The organism is Streptomyces sp. NPDC051218, from assembly GCF_044455475.1.
GTDB lineage: Bacteria > Actinomycetota > Actinomycetes > Streptomycetales > Streptomycetaceae > Streptomyces.
This window is the reverse complement of record NZ_JBITEU010000004.1, coordinates 221,396-237,605: the sequence shown is the minus strand read 5'-3', so window position 1 is coordinate 237,605 and position 16,210 is coordinate 221,396. Positions and strand designations below refer to the sequence as shown.

The window sequence follows — 16,210 nt, the reverse complement described above, 5'->3', positions numbered from 1 at the left end:
CCTAGGTCGGGACCTAGGACGGAGCCGACGGGACCTAGGTCCCGCTTCCGCTCGCCGGGCCGAGGGGACGCTCGTACCAGGCGACGTCCCAGTAGCGGCCGAACTTGCGGCCCACCTCGCGGTACGTGCCGACGTGCCGGAAGCCGAAACGTTCGTGGAGGCGGCCGGAGGCGTCGTTCGGCTGGGCGATCCCGGCGTAGGCGCGGTGCAGGTCCTCGCCTTCGAGGGCCTCGAAGAGCGCCTTGTAGAGCAGGGTGCCGATACCGCGGCCCGCGGCGTCCGGCGCGCAGTAGACGCTGACTTCCACCGAGGTGGCGTACGAGGGCTTGGCCCGGAAAGGAGAACTCGTGACGTACCCGAGGATCAGCCCGGAATCCCGCTCCTGGGCAACCAAGAGGCGGTGGGGGCCGTCTTCAGGATGGGAGAGCAGCCAGGGGCGGCGCTCCTCCGGCAGGAAGACGGCCGTGTCGAATGTGATCGCCGTCTCACGTACGTAGTGGTTGTAGAGAGCGGTCAGGGCCTCCAGATCGGCCTCCGTGCCCGGCCTGACCTGCACCTCTGTACGTTCCGACGGCATCCGGCCTCCCTTTGTGGCGGCACAGGGTACTGCAACGTCAGGAAAATAGATGCGCGGCTTGGGAATTCTGTCCGGATTCCAGTCGTTGTTTCCATCGGAAGCAGGGCACCCGCAAGGGTGTGGTTTCCACCACGTCTCCACCACAGAGGCCCGTGAAAAGGGCCGACCAGGACCTCCACACGCAAGGGAGCACGCATGGCAACCCGTGCCGTCGCCCGTCGTAAGTCCGCCTCCACCGGCGAGACCGACGCGGCACGCAGTGTTCGCGCCGTAGGCGGGGAGATCGCCGACCGCGACCTGGTCGGCATGTACCTCGACGAGATCGCGCGTACGCCGCTGCTCGACGCCGCCAAGGAAGTCGAGCTGTCCCAGATCATCGAGGCCGGTGTGTACGCCCGGAAGATAATCGACGGCGACGTCGAGGACTCCGTCCCCGGTGCCTCCGCGTCCCGCGAGGAGCTGGAGGCGCTCGTCGCCGACGGCGAGCGGGCCAAGGACGTCTTCATCCGGTCGAACCTCCGTCTGGTCGTCGCCGTGGCCCGCCGCTATCCGCGCAGTGGCCTGCCGCTCCTCGACCTCATCCAGGAGGGGAACGCGGGCCTGGTCCGCGCGGTCGAGAAGTTCGACTACGCCAAGGGCTTCAAGTTCTCCACGTACGCCACGTGGTGGATCCGTCAGGCCATCACGCGCTCCATCGCCGACCAGTCCCGCACCATCCGCCTCCCCGTGCACCTGGTGGAGGAGCTGGGCCGGATCCGCCGTGTCATGCGCGAGTTCAACCGGAAGAACGGGCGCGACCCGGAGCCGGAGGAGGTCGCTGCCGAGCTCGACACCACGCCGTCGCGTGTGACGGACGTCCTGGACTGGGCGCGCGACCCGGTCTCGCTGAACATGGGCGTGGATGACAACGGCGACACGCAGTTCGGTGACCTCCTTGAGGACACCTCGGCGGTCTCGCCCGAGCAGTCCGTCCTGACGCTGCTGCGCAGCGAGGAGCTCGACGACCTGATCGGCCGCCTCGACCAGCGCACGGCCTCCATCATCAAGATGCGGTACGGCATCGAGGACGGCCGCGAGCGGACGCTCACGGAGGTCGGCAAGCAGCATGGTCTGACGCGGGAGCGGATCCGCCAGATAGAGAAGCATGCGCTTCTCGAGCTGAAGAAGCTGGCGCGGGATACGGGCTTCGACGCGGCGGCCTAGGCCTTGGCGGCCCGCAAAGCCGCCCTATAGCTGAGCCCCGGTGCCATCCCCCCCGGCACCGGGGCTCATTTCTGCTTTGCGCCTGTGGGTGGGGCTTCTTTCCCGCTTCGCGCGGAGGTTTCTCGCCCGCCCGCCCGTTACCCGGGAGTTGCTTCGGGGTGATCGGGTGGGTGGGTGGGAGACATCCGCGCGAAGCGCGGGATAGGGGAGCCCCCGGCCCGCGGGGGAAGTTACGTCGGCGCCCCCGACGCCCGCGTCATGCGGGAACCCAGCTCCCGGAGGGAAGCGACCAGCTCTGGTGGGCCGTGGGCCACGAAGGCGTGGCCTGTCATGGTGAGGCGAATCGCCAGCCAGTCCACCGCGTCCGTCACCTCCGAACGGAGCCGGCACCTCGTGGCCGAGAGGGGCTCAGGCGTACCCAGCGCCGAGGGGAACGCCCCGGCGACGGCCTCCGCGGACGCCTCGAACGTCACGTCGATCGCGTACGAAGGCTGGGCCCGCCACATCGACCGGCGGATGTACTCCGCGGCGTCCCCGGTGGGCAGCTCCCGGGGGACGAAGCGCGCGCCGGTAGCGAAGGGCGACGACACCCGGTCCACCCGGAACGTGCGCCAGTCGTCGCGGTCGATGTCGTACGCCACCAGATACCAGCGCCGCCCCGTCGACACGAGACGATGCGGCTCCGTCAGACGCCGGGACTCCGTGCCGTCCCCGGAGCGGTACGCGAAGCGGAGCCGCTCCTGGCCCGCCGCCGCGGACGCCATCACCGTAAGCGTCTCCGGCGCGATGCTCGCCCCGTCCCCGCTGGTCAGAGGCGTCGTCGCGATCTGGAGGGTCTGCACCCGGTGGCGCAGGCGCGAGGGGAGGACCTGTTCGAGTTTTGCCAGGGCCCTCACCGAAGCTTCCTCCACCCCCTCCACCGCATGGCCCGCCCCCGCCCGTAGACCCACCGCGATCGCCACCGCCTCCTCGTCGTCCAGGACGAGCGGCGGCATGGCCTTGCCCGCGACCAGGCGGTAGCCGCCGGTCGCGCCCTGGCTCGCCTGCACCGGGTAGCCGAGGTCCCGTAGCCGGTCGATGTCGCGCCGCACCGTCCGGCGGCTGACGCCGAGCCGGTCCGACAGTTCCCCGCCCGGCCACTCGCGCGGGGTCTGGAGGAGGGAGAGGAGTTGCAGCAGCCGAGCCGGCGTGTCCGTACCGCCGCCGGTCCGTTCCGAGGTCGTACCGGAAGTCGAAGTCATGTCACTCAGGATGCCGCGCATCTAGGACATGGACTGGCCTATATGGCTTCTAGTCTCCTCTCATGACTTTCAGCAACCCCGCCCCAGCACCCACCGGATCGGCCGCCGCCGCCGACCGGCGCCGCTGGCTCGCCCTCGCCATCGTGATGACCGCGGCCTTCATGGACCTCGTCGACGTCACCATCGTGAACATCGCGATCCCGTCCATCCAGGAGGACGCGGGCGCCACGAACAGCCAGATCCAGTGGATCACCGCGGGCTACGCGCTCGCTTTCGCGGCAGGCCTCATCACCGGCGGACGGCTCGGTGACATCCACGGGCGCAAGCGGATGTTCCTGATAGGGATCGGCGGCTTCACGATCGCCTCCGCGCTCTGCGGGTTCGCCGCCAACCCGGAGATGCTGGTCGCATCGCGGATCCTGCAGGGCGGCATGGCCGCGATGATGGTGCCGCAGGTCCTGTCGATCGTGCACGCCACCTTCCCGGCGCACGAACGCGGCAAGGTCTTCGGGCTCTTCGGGATGATCGTGGGCCTCGGCGCGGTCTCGGGTCCGCTGCTCGGCGCGCTCCTCACCCAGTGGAATCTGTTCGGGCTCGAATGGCGCCCGATCTTCCTCATCAACCTGCCCGTGGGCATCGCGGGACTGATCCTGGGCAGCAAGTTCATCACCGAGTCCAAGGCCCCGAAGGCCCTCAAGCTCGACCTCGTCGGCGTCGTCCTCGTCACGCTCGGCCTGCTGATGGTCCTCTACCCGCTCACCCGTGGGCGGGAGTTGGACTGGCCGCTGTGGGGTTACGTGATGATGGTGGGCGGACTCGTCGTCTTCGGCGCGCTCATCGCGTACGAGAAGGCGAAGGCGGCCAAGGACGGTTCGCCCCTCGTGGAACTCTCCCTGTTCAAGGTGAAGAGCTTCGCCGCGGGCATCGCGGTGCAGACCGTGTTCGGTGTCACGATGGGCATCTTCTTCCTGGTCTGGACGCTCTACATGCAGACGGGGCTCGGCTGGACCGCGCTGCGGGCCGGCACGACCGGCATTCCGTTCTCGATCGCCGTCTCGGTGGCGGCCGGTATGTCCGTGCAGAAGCTCGTGCCCCGGTTCGGGCGCAAGGTGCTCCAGGGCGGCGCGCTCCTCATGGCCGCCGGGGTGCTGCTCTACATCTGGGAGGCGGACCGGTACGGCGCGGGCATCGCGTCCTGGCAGATGGCGCTGCCGCTGGTCGTGATGGGCGCCGGTATGGGGTTCATCGTCGCGCCCCTCACCGACGCCATCCTGTCGGACGTGCCGCGTGAGCACTCGGGGTCCGCGTCCGGGCTGCTCAACACCGTGCAGCAGATGGGTACGGCGCTCGGACTCGGCCTGGTCTCCGTGGTGTTCTTCGGCGTGATCGACGAGAGGGCGGCGCGGAGCGAGGTGCCGATGGAGATCGTGGGCGCGTTCCAGAACTCGCTGTGGTGGGTGGTGGGCGTGCTCGTCGTCATCTTCCTGCTGATGTTCGCCCTGCCGAGCAAGCCGCGCCAGCATGTCGAGGGGGGCGGGGACGACTCGGACGTCGAGGCCGAGGTCGGCTCCGGGGTTGCCGGAGCTGAACTCTCCGACCGGGAGGCCGCGTTGACCCCCTGAGCGGGTAACGGCCGGTGACGGCGGATTGGGCGGTGCGCGGCCCGGGTGGAGCCTAGAGCTCCGCTCGGGCCGCCGTCGCGTCCAGGGATGCGAGTACGGCACCGGGGTCGCCACCCTTGGTGACCGCGCCGCCCGGCTGTGGCGAGTGCGGCGGTGCGGGTGGCGGTGGAGACCTGGGCCTCCGCCGACACCCCGGCCACCGGCGCAACGGGCCCAGCAGCCTTGGCCACCCACTGCATCGAAGCTTTGGAGGGCTTTCGCTGGGAGTAGGGCGGGGCGGCTCCGGTCCGTGTGTGGGTGCGGGGCCGCGCCGGTATGTCCGTCCTCGCTATCGTCCGGTGGGCGCGGGGTTGCTTCGGCTCCGGAGTGCCGCGAACCGTGCTCCGGGCAGACATACCGGCACGTCCCCTCCCGAGCGCTGCCGACTGCGGCGTCATCGGTGGCTGATCGCTGCGGGGCAATCGGGCGGGTGGGGAAGGCTTGTTCGGTTAGGGGTGGATGCGGGGGGATCGGGTGGGTGGGTGGGAGAGGCCTGGTCGGGCAGAGGCGGATGCCGGGGAGGGGCAGGGCCTAGGGCCCGGCAAGGCAGAGGCGGAAGTCCGTTTGTGTCCGGAGTGGGTCCGGAGTTGTTTACTTTGGGGTCAGAGGCGCCGTACTCTGCCAGAGGAACCACAGGATCGGGCATCAGGCGGAGGCAAGCGGACATGTACGCACCGGAGCGGCAGCAGGCAATCCTGCGGCTCGCACGCGACGGCGGCCGAGTCGACGTACTGTCGCTGGCCGAGGAGTTCAAGGTCACCGCTGAGACCATCCGGCGCGACCTGAAGGCCCTCGACAGGGCAGGCCTGGTGCGACGCGTACACGGCGGTGCCATCCCCGCAGGACGCCTCGACTTCGAGCCCGACCTCGCGGAGCGGGAGGGAACGTCCGCCGACGAGAAGGACCGCATCACACGCGCCGCCCTCGCCGAACTCCCGGCGGAAGGAAGCGTCATCCTCGACGCAGGCTCGACCGTGGCCCGCCTCGCCGCCTCCCTCCCGCTGGAAGCGACGTTCACCGTCGTCACGCACGGCCTCCCCACCGCAGCCCGCCTCGCCGACCACCCCGGCATCCAGCTCCACCTCATCGGGGGCCGCGTCCGCAGCCGTACGCGCGCCGCCGTCGACGCGTGGGCGCTGCGGGCGTACGGAGAGATCCGCGCCGACGTCCTCTTCGTCGCCGCGAACGGCTTCTCCGCGGATGCCGGGCTCACCACCCCCGACCTCGCGGAAGCCGCCGTCAAGCGCGCGGCCATCGGCGCGGCCCGCCGCGTCGTCCTCCTCGCCGACTCCACCAAGCACGGTCAGGAGCACTTCGCGCGCTTCGGCGGTCTCGATGACGTGGATCTGCTGATCACCGATACCGGGCTCGCCCCCGAGGACGCCGCGGCGATCGAGGCCGGCGGCACGGAGGTGATCCGGGCATGAGCGAGAGCGGCACGGACACACACGCGAACAGCGGCAGCACACGGCACGGCAACGAAACGGTACGTACGCGCATGATCCTCACCGTCACCCCCAACCCCTCCCTCGACCGCACCTACGAGGTCCCCTCGCTGGACCGCGGCGAAGTCATCCGGGCCACCGGGGACCGGATGGACCCGGGCGGCAAGGGCGTCAACGTATCGAGGGCGGTCGCGGCGGCGGGCGCGGCGACGCTCGCCGTCCTGCCGCTCGGCGGCGCACCCGGCGCGCTCGTCGCCCAGCTCCTCGACGAGCAGGGCATCGAGGTCGCACCGGTCCCGGTCGCGGGCCAGACCCGCTCCAACATCGCCGTCGCCGAACCGGACGGCACCCTCACGAAGATCAATGCCGCCGGGCCGGAACTGACGCGGGCGGAAGCCGAGTTGCTGCTCTCCGCCGTGCGCGAGCGGTCCACGGGTGCCGACTGGATCGCCTGCTGCGGCAGCCTGCCCCGCGGGCTCGCCCCCTCCTGGTACGCCGACCTGGTGGCCCGCGCGCACGCCGCAGGTGCCCGGATCGCCCTCGACACCTCGGGCCCGGCCCTGCTCGCCGCCCTCGCCGAACGCCCCGACGTCGTCAAGCCGAACGCGGAGGAGCTCGCCGAAGCGGTGGGCCGGCCCCTGGCCACGGTCGGCGACGCCGTCAAGGCCGCCGAAGAACTGCGGCAGTTGGGCGCGCGCGCCGTCCTGGCGAGCCTCGGCGCGGACGGCCAGCTCCTGGTGGACGACTCGGGCACGTACTTCGGCAGCGCCCCGGTCGAAGCCGTACGCAGCAACGTCGGCGCCGGTGACTCCTCCCTGGCCGGTTTCCTCATCGCGGGCGGCACCGGCGCCCCCGCCCTCGCCTCGGCCGTGGCGCACGGCGCGGCGGCGGTCCAGCTCCCCGGCAGCGCGATGCCGACACCCTCGGACCTCGCACCCGCCGCGGTCACGGTCACGGCGGAGATCCCCCTGGACCGCGTACTGACGGAGCCCGCGCCATGAGCCCCCACCCCCGAACCCACCCTCACACCCACACCCACACCCCCGTCCCCACCCCCGCCCTCCGGGCGATACGCGTGCGAAGGAGCCCGCGATGAGCGAGATGATCACCGCGGAACTGGTCGACCTCGAAATCGACCGGTCCGCCGGAACCAAGGAAGCGGCGGCCCGTGCCCTCGCCGAGCGCATGGTGGCCCTGGGCCGGGTGACCGACCTGGACGGGTTCCTCGCCGACGTGGCGGCCCGCGAGGCGCAGATGCCGACCGGTCTCGACGGCGGCATCGGCATCCCGCACTGCCGCAGCGCCCACGTCACCGAGCCGACCCTGGCCTTCGGCCGCTCGGCCGACGGCATCGACTTCGGGGCGCCGGACGGGCCGGCCGACCTGATCTTCCTGATCGCCGCTCCGGCCGGTGCGGACGACGCCCACCTGACCATCCTCTCCTCGCTGGCACGGCAGTTGATGGACGAGGAGTTCACGACCGCGCTGCGGAGCGCCGCTGACGCGCAGACGGCGACGGACTTGATCCGGGGCAATCGGCGGGTGGGCGGGGAACAAGCCGCGCGCAGCGCGGCAGAAGCCCCCACGGACCCGCAGTCGGACGACCCCGAACCCCCGGCGGAGCCGTTCCGCATCGTCGCCGTCACGTCCTGCCCCACGGGCATCGCCCACACCTACATGGCCGCCGAGTCCCTCGAAAACGCGGCCCGCGAGGCAGGCGTAGAGCTGACGGTCGAGACCCAGGGGTCAGCGGGATTCACCCGCCTCGACCCGGCGGTCATCGCCTCCGCGGACGCGGTGATCTTCGCCCACGACGTCCCCGTACGGGACAAGAACCGCTTCGCCGGGAAGCCCACGGTCGACGTGGGCGTCAAGGCGGGCATCAACCGCCCCGCGGAACTCATCGCCGAGGCCCGGGAGAAGGCGGCCCGCGGCGATGTCACCTCGGGGGCCACCGGGCCGAGCCCCGTGGACGACGCGGGCGAGAGCGGTGACGGCTACGGCACCAAGCTGCGCAAGTGGCTGATGTCCGGCGTCAGTTACATGGTCCCGTTCGTCGCCGCAGGCGGCCTCCTCATCGCCCTCGGCTTCGCCATCGGCGGCTGGAAGATCGACAAGGCGCCGTCCGTCGCCGAGCACTTCGTGTGGACGGACACCACGAGCTGGGCAGCGCTCCTCTTCCAGATCGGCGGACTCGCCTTCGCCTTCCTGGTACCGGTCCTCGCGGGCTACATCGCGTACGGAATGGCCGACCGGCCCGGACTCGTCCCAGGATTCGTCGGCGGCTCCGTCGCCGTCACGATCAACGCGGGCTTCCTGGGCGGCCTCGCGGCTGGCCTGATCGCGGGCGCGGTCGTCATGGGCATCCAGCGCGTGAAGATCCCGGCCGTGCTCAGGGGGATCATGCCGGTGGTCGTGATCCCGCTGATCTCGTCCGCGATCGTCGGCTTCCTGATGTTCCTCGTCATCGGAAAGCCCATCGCCTCGTTGCAGAGCGCGCTCACGGACTGGCTGGAGGGCCTGTCCGGCGCCAACGCCATCATCCTCGGCGTCATCCTCGGCCTGATGATGTGCTTCGACCTGGGCGGTCCGCTGAACAAGGTCGCGTACGCCTTCGCCGTCGGCGGCCTCGCCAACCCGACCGAGGGCAGCCTCAAGGTCATGGCCGCGGTGATGGCGGCCGGCATGGTCCCGCCGCTGGCCATGGCCCTCGCCACCACGATCCGCGGCCGTCTCTTCACCAAGACGGAGCGTGAGAACGGCAAGGCGGCCTGGTTCCTGGGCGCCTCCTTCATCACGGAGGGCGCGATCCCGTTCGCCGCGGCCGACCCGCTGCGAGTGATCCCCGCGTCGATGGCGGGCGGCGCGGTCACCGGCGCCCTGTCGATGGCCTTCGGCTGCACGCTGCGGGCGCCGCACGGCGGCATCTTCGTGGTGCCGCTCATCGGGCAGCCGCTGCTCTACCTGGTGGCGATCGTCGCCGGTGTCGGTGTGTCCACCCTGGCGGTCATTCTGCTCAAGGGCGCCCGGCGGACGGCACCTTCGGAGAGCGGCGGCACGGCCGAGGAAGCCGTTGCGGAGAAGCGGGTGCCCGCGGCCGTCTGAACCCGGTCGACCGGACCCCGGAGGGTTCGGCCCCTATGAGGGGGGTTGTGCGACATGCGTCACTTAAGGACGTAAGTCCCACAACCCCCCTGTCGTAAGCCCCGGGTCGTGATGTCTACTGTGCGGCATGTTCCAGAATGTCTCGATCCTCCAGCAGGCAGGCGTGGCCGTCCTGGCCGCGGCGACCGTCGTCTGGGCCGTGGGCCTGGTGCGGGTGATGCGGCGCGACCAGGTCGACGTGGAGGTCTGGCGCCGGTCCCAGGCGCTGCGCGCGCTGCCGGCGCAGTCGGGCCCGCCGCGCGCGGAGACGGTCGACCTGACGGCGGAGGAGCGGGCCGCCTTCGCAGGCCTGGTACGGCAGTTCGGCGACAGCCGCCCCTGAAGCCGTACGGCGTCTCTGAAGCAGTACTGCGCGCCCCTGAAGCCGTACGGCAGCCCTGAAGTCGTACGGCGCTCCCGAAGCCGTAAAGGGTGCCGCCCCTACTTCGTACGCTGCTGCGGCATGCTCCTCGCGCGCTGCTCCATCGCCGCGCGGGCCGCTTCCTCGGTGACGTACACCTCGCAGCGGTGCCGCTTGTCGGGGGTGACCGTGTGCTCGACCTCCCAGAGGCTGAGCTCGCTGCCGTCGAAGAGCAGGAACGCGTGCTCGTAGAGCGAGAAGGAGAGGCGTGCTTCGCCCGCGAGGCAGGGGCGGCCGAAGGCCTGGGTGATCTGATGCGCGAACGCCGAGCGCAATAACCGCTCCAGCTCCTCGCCGGGACGCCCCTCGCCCTCGCCCACCTCGTTCTCCGCGCGGCGCAGCAGCCGGCGGCCGTGGTCCGCGGAGTCGTCCGGGACGTACGTGTGACGGGGCTCGTCGGCCACCGGGAGCTGCAGCACGACCGGCTGCTCGCAACCGGCGGCGGGGGTGTCGGGCGGGAGCGGCAGACGCGAGGTGGCGACGCCGGCCTCTTCCTCGTCCGCGTACAGCTCGAACTGGTGGTGGCTGCCGGGGCCGGTGTTGTGCACCAGCTCCCAGAGGGTGAGCGCACCGGCATCGGCGAGCAGCCACGTGTGGCGGTAGGTCTCGCGGTGCAGGCCCGCGCTGTGGTGCGCGGAGTGCAGCGAACTGTCGTACGCCAGAGCCGAGTCGAGGCGTCCTATCGTGTCGTCCGGCAGGTCGAAGGAGTTCATGGCGCGGCGAAGAAGCCGCTCCAGATGTTCCTGTGGGGAGTGCGCGGACTTCTGCTCGGCAGCCTGTGGCTCGCACGCCGTCTCGTGCTCGTACGGAACGCTCAAGGTCTCTCCCGGCGTTGCTGCATGTCACCTTGTGAGTGCATACCGTAGCCCCTGGGTCGGACATCATGCCCGGGAACCGGAAAACGTACGAGCCGCACGGCAAGTTCCCGTGCGGCTCGCGGTGTTGGGCCTGGTGAGAGGGTCGGAGAGGGCGACTGAAATCAGCCCGCGGCGCCCGCGGATCAGCCCTCGCTGCCCGCCGTCCACTCGCTCCAGGACATGTTCCAGCCGTTGAGGCCGTTGTCCGGGGCGATGGTCTCGTCCGGGGAGCCCTTGACCGTCACGACGTCCCCGATGAGGGAGTTGTCGTAGAACCACGCGCCCGGCGTGCTGGAGTCGCCCGCGCCCTGCGCGTCCTGCAGGCCGACGCAGCCGTGGCTGGTGTTGGCGCTGCCGAAGATCGAGGGCGAGCCCCAGTAGTTGCCGTGGATGAAGGTGCCGGAGGACGACAGGCGCATCGCGTGCGGGACGTCCTTGATGTCGTACTCACCGCCGAAGCCGACCGTGTCGCCGTTCATACGGGTCTGGGTGAACTTCTCGGAGATCACCATCTTGCCGTTGTACGTGGGGTTCGACGGGCTGCCCGCGGAGATCGGGATGGTCTTGATGACCTTGCCGTCGCGCTCGACCGTCATCTTCTTGGCCTTCACGTCGACCGTGGAGACCTGCGCGCGGCCGATGGTGAAGGTGACGGTCTTGTTCTGTACGCCGGTGGCGCCGTCCGCGCCCTTCACGCCCTCCAGGTCGATCTTCATGGTGACCTTGGAGCCGGCCTTCCAGTACTCCTCGGGCCTGAAGTCGAGGCGCTGGTTCCCGAACCAGTGGCCCACGATCTCCTGGCCGCTGTCGGAGGTGACCTTGATGTGCGACTGGACGGACTGCTTCTCGGTGATCGCCTTGTCGAAGTTGAAGGAGACCGGCATGCCGACGCCGACCTTCGTGCCGCCGTCGGGGGTGTAACTGCCGATGAAGCTGTTGGCCTTCGAGACGGTGGTGAAGATCGAGTTCTCGGTGGCTTCCTTGCCCTTGCCGTCCTTGGCGTTGGCCTCGATCTTGTACTTCATGCCGCGCTCGAGCTGCGCCTTGGGCTTCCATGTGGTGCCGTCGGAGGAGAGCGTGCCGTCGACCGCGGCTCCGGTGGAGACCAGGGTCATCTTCACCTCGGTCAGCTTGCCGCCCTCGACCTTGACGCCGGTGGCGTTGATGGAGGCGCCGGTGGAGCCGTCCTTCGCCGAGATGGTGATGTCGGCGCCCTGCGTCTTGGCCTTGCCGTCCTTGCCGTCGCTGTCGCCATTGGCGTCCGCGTCACCGCCACAGGCCGTGAGGGCGAGCGCACCCACGGCGGCGAGCGCGGTGGCCGCCAGAAGGGTGCGCCGCCGGGGCTTGGCTATGTGCGACGTTGTCACGGGCTGCTCCATCTTTGTGCGAAGTGCGCGTTCTGAACCAGTAAGAGTTATACGAGTTAAGAGCGGCCTGCGGGCGGAAAGGTTCCGTCCGCTTGATGTGAGGGCGGGCACATGGACATGACCCGCCGACCGTCCCAACGCGCCGCGCTCCGCGGCTATTTGTAGCTGTTCTTTCTGGGAATTCCCTTAGGGATTTCTTTGGAAGCTATGTGCTCATTGCTGCCGGATACTTGCTACTCGCTACTTGCTACCCGCTACTTGCCGTAAAGGTCGCGGTACGAGGGGAACTTGCCGCCCGGTGTCTCGACGGACTCCGCGGCCAGGAGCGCCCGGACGATCGCCGCCGTCACCATGTCCGCGCCCGCCGCGAGGATCTCGTTCAGGGCGAGGGGGGCGTCGGCGGGCAGGGGGTGCTCACCGGTCGCGAGGGCGAAGACGGTGTCCCCGTCGTTGAGGAGATGGACGGGGCGCACGGCGCGCGCCATGCCGTCGTGCGACGTGCCGGCGAGCTTCTGCGCCTGGGCCTTGCCAAGTTCGGCGTCCGTGGCGACCACGGCGAGGGTGGTGTTCAACGGCGGAGGCCCGCTCCCGGCGGCGGAGGCGGCTTCGGCGAGGCGCCGCGTGGCCTCCTCATGGACCTCGGGATCGGGGTAGGCAACCGGCCGCCCCTCGAAGTACCGCCCATACAGCGCGCCCGTCCCCGCGTCGACCCCCGAGCCCGCCGCGTTCGCCACGACCAGAGCGGCCACGGTGACACCCGAGTCCAGCCGGACGCTCGCGCTGCCGATACCGCCCTTGACCTTGCCGACCACGGCTCCGGTGCCCGCGCCCACGTTCCCCTCCTCGACGGGGGTGAACGGCTCGCTGCCCGCGGCGGCCTCCACCGCGGCCCGGCCCGACATGGCGTCGGGGCGTGCCGTGAAGTCACCGCCGCGGCCGAGGTCGAAGACGCAGGCGGCGGGAACCACGGGGACGACGTGGGAGGGTCCGGGGCCGACTCGGATGCCGCGGCCCTGCTCCTCCAGCCACGCCATGACGCCGGCCGCGGAGTCCAGGCCGTACGCGCTGCCGCCGGTCAGCACGACGGCCTCGACGCGCTGCACCAGATTGCGGGGGTCGAGGGCGTCGGTCTCACGGGTGCCGGGGCCGCCGCCGCGCACGTCCACGGCCGCGACGGCGCCGCCCGCCGGGGCGAGGACGACGGTGGTGCCGGTGAGGTGGCCTTCGCCGGTGAGCGACGCGTGGCCGACGCGGAGGCCGGGTACGTCGGTGAGGGAGTGGGAGGTCATACCGACGTGCGTATCACGAGGGGGAGTTGCGCGCCGTGAGCCGGGCCATCCGGCTGGTGAGCGTCACGCCGGTCGCGACGGTGGCCGTCGCCACGAGCCCCGCCACCAGGACGGCCCAGCGCCCGGCGAACGTACTCGCCAGAGTCGCCAACGCACTGACCGGCAGCACGAGTTGCTGAGCGATCCCCACCTTGTAGTAGCGGGAGTGCAGCAGCCAGACGGTCAGGAGATACAACGCCATCGGTACGGTCACGGCCGCGGACGCGGCGAGCGTCGAGATGTGCGCCTTGCCGACGGCCTCCTCGACGGCGACCTCGAGCCCGGCACCGATCGCTGCGGCGGCACCCAGAATGACGTAGTGCCCGTATCCCCACAGGAAGGCCTGCCGGTTGCCGCGCAGGCGGCCGTGGATGGGCACGACGAAGTAGATCCACCACGCGGCGAAGACCATCAGGAGTCCGCCCGCCGCGATGGGCAGGAGTTCGCCGAGCGCGTCGTTCTCCTCGATGCCGGACTTCACGGCCACGGTCGCCGCCGCGATCGTCTCGCCGAGCACGATGATCGTGAACAGGCCGTACCGCTCGGAGATGTGGTGCGGATGCCAGGCCGTGGTGTAGCCGCGCTCCGCGAACACCGGCACGCACATCTCCGCGACCGCCATCACGAGGAACAGCCACAGGCGTGCGTCCTCGGGCAGGAACAGCAGCCCCGACCAGCCGATCTGACAGAGCAGCACACCGCCCGCGTACCGCAGCGCGGTGCTGCGCTCGGCGCCCGTGGCCGACTTGGCGACCCGCAGCCACTGAGTGGTGAGCGCGACCCGCATGATCAGGTACCCGAGCCAGATCAGCAGGAAGTCGTGCTCCTGGAACCCCTTGGACACCCCGGCGGCGAACACCAGCACCCCGGCGATCTGCACGAGCGTGACGACCCGGTAGAGCACGTCGTCGTTGTCGTATGCCGACGCGAACCACGAGAAGTTGACCCACGCCCAGAACAGCGCGAAGAACACCATCGCGTAATTGAGCACACCCTCGCCCGCGTGCCCCTCGGCCACGGCGTGCACCAGCTCGACCCTGCCCTGCGCGACCGCCACCACGAAGCAGAGGTCGAAGAAGAGCTCCAGCGGGGTCGCGGCCCGATGCGCCTCCTCGCGCCCGCGTGCGCGCAGGGGCCGCAGGGTGGCGGATTCGGGTGTGGGAGGCGGTTCGTGGGCCGGTTCCTGGTGTGGCCCGGAGGCCGGTGTGGACGTCATGCGGCCAGCACAGCAGACGGCTTCCGCCGAACGGGACCGAAGGCCCCCTGACCTTCGTGTCTTTGGGCTGGACGGCTGATGCCCTACGCCTCTGCTCGCGGGGAGCCGCGCGCGGGATCTTGGAAACGTCAGGCCCCGGAGCAAGGTCGGGACCCGTAGCGAACTGGGATCCAACATGAGAACGCCTGCCACTCAAGAGAACCCGCAAGAGGCACAACTCGCCCCCGCGGGCACGACGTACGACCCCACTCAGTACCGTCCCGGCAAGACCATCACCGACTGGGAGCCGGAGAACGAGCTCTTCTGGAAGTCCATCGGCAAGAAGGTCGCCTCCCGCAACCTGTGGATCGCCGTCCCCGCGCTCCTGGTCGCGTTCGTCGTCTGGCAGGTGTGGTCGGTCACGGCGACCAACCTCAAGGACGTCGGCTTCGGCTTCTCCACCTCTCAGCTGTTCTGGCTGACGGCCGTCCCCGGCATCACCGGCGGCACGGCGCGCGTCTTCTACACCTTCCTCGGCCCGATGATCGGCCAGCGCCGCTTCACCGCGCTCTCCACGGTCGTCCTGGTCGTCCCGCTGATCTGGCTCGGCATCGCGGTGCAGGACCCGAACACCTCGTACGGCGTGATGATCGCCATCGCGGCCCTCTGCGGTGTCGGCGGCGCCAACTTCGCCTCGTCCCTCGCCAACATCGGGTTCTTCTTCCCCAAGCGTGACAAGGGCAATGCCACCGGCATCAACGGCGGCCTCGGCAACCTCGGTGTCTCCGTCGTCCAGCTGGTCACCCCGATCGTCATCACCAGCTCGGTCCTCGCGGTCGGCTCGGCCCAGCACAAGGCGGACGGCACGTCCGTGTGGCTGCAGAACGCCGCGTTCCTGTGGGTGCCCGTCCTGGTGATCCTGGCCGTGGTCGCGTGGTTCGGCCAGAACGACCTGAAGGTCGCATCGACCCCCTTCAGCCAGCAGAAGATCATCTTCAAGCGCAAGCACAACTGGCTGATGACCTGGCTGTACGTCGGCACGTTCGGTTCCTTCATCGGCTTCGCCGCGGCTCTGCCGATGCTCATCAAGACCACGTTCACGCCGATCGACGCGGCCTACTCCGCGGCCACCTACGCCTGGATGGGCCCGGCCGTGGGCGCGCTCGCCCGCTGGGCCGGCGGCTGGATCGCCGACAAGATCGGCGGTGCGCGGGTCACCATCATCTCGTTCGTCGGCATGGCGGTCTCGATCATCGGCGTGATCAACTTCCTGCCCTCGGGCGGCGACAACGGCAACTTCTACGGCTTCTTCGTCTGCTTCCTGTGCGCGTTCTTCTTCTCGGGCATAGGCAACGGCTCGACGTTCCGCCAGATCCCGGTGATCTTCCGCAGCCAGCACCTGAAGGGCCTGACGGAGGGCACCCCCGCCTACACGAAGGCGCTGAAGCAGTCCGAGATGGAAGCGGGCGCCGTCACCGGCTTCACCTCCGCCATCGCGGCCTACGGCTTCTTCTTCATCCCGGCGATGTTCGCCAACTTCGCGGTGACCAGCGCGATGTGGGGCTTCGTGGCCTTCTACGTCAGCTGTATCGCGGTCTGCTGGTGGTTCTACGCCCGCAAGGGCGCCGAGTCCCCGAGCTGACGCCCAGGGCGGCGTCGGCACCGTGGGCCGGGTGTGGGAGCACCCGGCCCATTGGTGTGTCCGGATATTCTTGTGAAAGCTTTCACAAGCGAACTTAGGTCCAAAGTCCCGAGAGGAACACCAGGTCAG

At 70.0% G+C, this 16,210-nt stretch carries 13 protein-coding genes; 7 read left to right on the top strand and 6 right to left on the bottom strand.

The window, feature by feature from the left end; translation table 11 throughout:
- Positions 1-34 precede the first annotated feature (34 nt).
- Positions 35-577, bottom strand: a complete 543-nt coding sequence (locus ACIBCK_RS14640; protein WP_399390115.1) for a GNAT family N-acetyltransferase — start codon at positions 575-577, stop codon at positions 35-37.
- A gap of 195 nt (positions 578-772) precedes the next feature.
- Between ACIBCK_RS14640 and ACIBCK_RS14635 the strand changes: the two genes are divergently transcribed.
- Positions 773-1,780 carry an RNA polymerase sigma factor RpoD/SigA gene (locus ACIBCK_RS14635; RefSeq protein ID WP_399390113.1) on the top strand — a complete coding sequence of 336 codons (1,008 nt, stop codon included), beginning with the start codon at positions 773-775 and terminating at the stop codon, positions 1,778-1,780.
- A gap of 230 nt (positions 1,781-2,010) precedes the next feature.
- Here ACIBCK_RS14635 and ACIBCK_RS14630 read toward each other — a convergent pair whose 3' ends face one another.
- Complete coding sequence (locus tag ACIBCK_RS14630) at positions 2,011-3,021, bottom strand: helix-turn-helix transcriptional regulator (RefSeq protein WP_399390111.1); 1,011 nt, start codon at positions 3,019-3,021, stop codon at positions 2,011-2,013.
- Between the two features lie 62 nt (positions 3,022-3,083).
- Here ACIBCK_RS14630 and ACIBCK_RS14625 point away from each other — a divergent pair, with 62 nt between their 5' ends.
- The 5 genes from ACIBCK_RS14625 to ACIBCK_RS14605 all read left to right on the top strand — a co-directional run bounded on the left by ACIBCK_RS14625 (position 3,084) and on the right by ACIBCK_RS14605 (position 9,614).
- Positions 3,084-4,643 carry an MFS transporter gene (locus tag ACIBCK_RS14625; RefSeq protein WP_399390109.1) on the top strand — a complete coding sequence of 520 codons (1,560 nt, stop codon included), beginning with the start codon at positions 3,084-3,086 and terminating at the stop codon, positions 4,641-4,643.
- 704 nt (positions 4,644-5,347) lie between these two features.
- On the top strand, positions 5,348-6,109 hold the full coding sequence (locus ACIBCK_RS14620; RefSeq protein ID WP_399390108.1) for a DeoR/GlpR family DNA-binding transcription regulator: 762 nt from the start codon (positions 5,348-5,350) through the stop codon (positions 6,107-6,109).
- A 71-nt stretch (positions 6,110-6,180) separates the two neighbouring features.
- Positions 6,181-7,128, top strand: a complete 948-nt coding sequence (gene pfkB, locus ACIBCK_RS14615; RefSeq protein WP_399390683.1) for a 1-phosphofructokinase — start codon at positions 6,181-6,183, stop codon at positions 7,126-7,128.
- 91 nt (positions 7,129-7,219) lie between these two features.
- The gene (locus ACIBCK_RS14610; RefSeq protein WP_399390107.1) at positions 7,220-9,232 is read left to right on the top strand and encodes a fructose-specific PTS transporter subunit EIIC; all 2,013 of its coding nucleotides are present in this window, start codon (positions 7,220-7,222) and stop codon (positions 9,230-9,232) included.
- A 127-nt stretch (positions 9,233-9,359) separates the two neighbouring features.
- Positions 9,360-9,614, top strand: coding sequence for a hypothetical protein (locus ACIBCK_RS14605; RefSeq protein ID WP_399390105.1), 255 nt, complete (start codon positions 9,360-9,362; stop codon positions 9,612-9,614).
- Positions 9,615-9,712: 98 nt separating this feature from the next.
- Here the strand turns inward: ACIBCK_RS14605 and ACIBCK_RS14600 are convergent, their stop codons facing one another.
- The 4 genes from ACIBCK_RS14600 to ACIBCK_RS14585 form a co-directional block, all read right to left on the bottom strand.
- Entirely contained in the window at positions 9,713-10,510 is a 798-nt protein-coding gene (locus ACIBCK_RS14600; RefSeq protein ID WP_399390104.1) for a DUF6227 family protein, read from the bottom strand.
- 182 nt (positions 10,511-10,692) lie between these two features.
- Positions 10,693-11,928 carry an Ig-like domain-containing protein gene (locus tag ACIBCK_RS14595; protein WP_399390102.1) on the bottom strand — a complete coding sequence of 412 codons (1,236 nt, stop codon included), beginning with the start codon at positions 11,926-11,928 and terminating at the stop codon, positions 10,693-10,695.
- Between the two features lie 242 nt (positions 11,929-12,170).
- On the bottom strand, positions 12,171-13,205 hold the full coding sequence (locus ACIBCK_RS14590; protein ID WP_399390100.1) for a P1 family peptidase: 1,035 nt from the start codon (positions 13,203-13,205) through the stop codon (positions 12,171-12,173).
- 13 nt (positions 13,206-13,218) lie between these two features.
- Positions 13,219-14,460: a low temperature requirement protein A gene (locus ACIBCK_RS14585; RefSeq protein ID WP_399390098.1), complete on the bottom strand. Its 1,242-nt coding sequence runs from the start codon at positions 14,458-14,460 to the stop codon at positions 13,219-13,221.
- A 175-nt stretch (positions 14,461-14,635) separates the two neighbouring features.
- Here ACIBCK_RS14585 and ACIBCK_RS14580 point away from each other — a divergent pair, with 175 nt between their 5' ends.
- Positions 14,636-16,081: a NarK family nitrate/nitrite MFS transporter gene (locus tag ACIBCK_RS14580; protein ID WP_399390097.1), complete on the top strand. Its 1,446-nt coding sequence runs from the start codon at positions 14,636-14,638 to the stop codon at positions 16,079-16,081.
- The last annotated feature ends 129 nt before the right edge of the window (positions 16,082-16,210 follow it).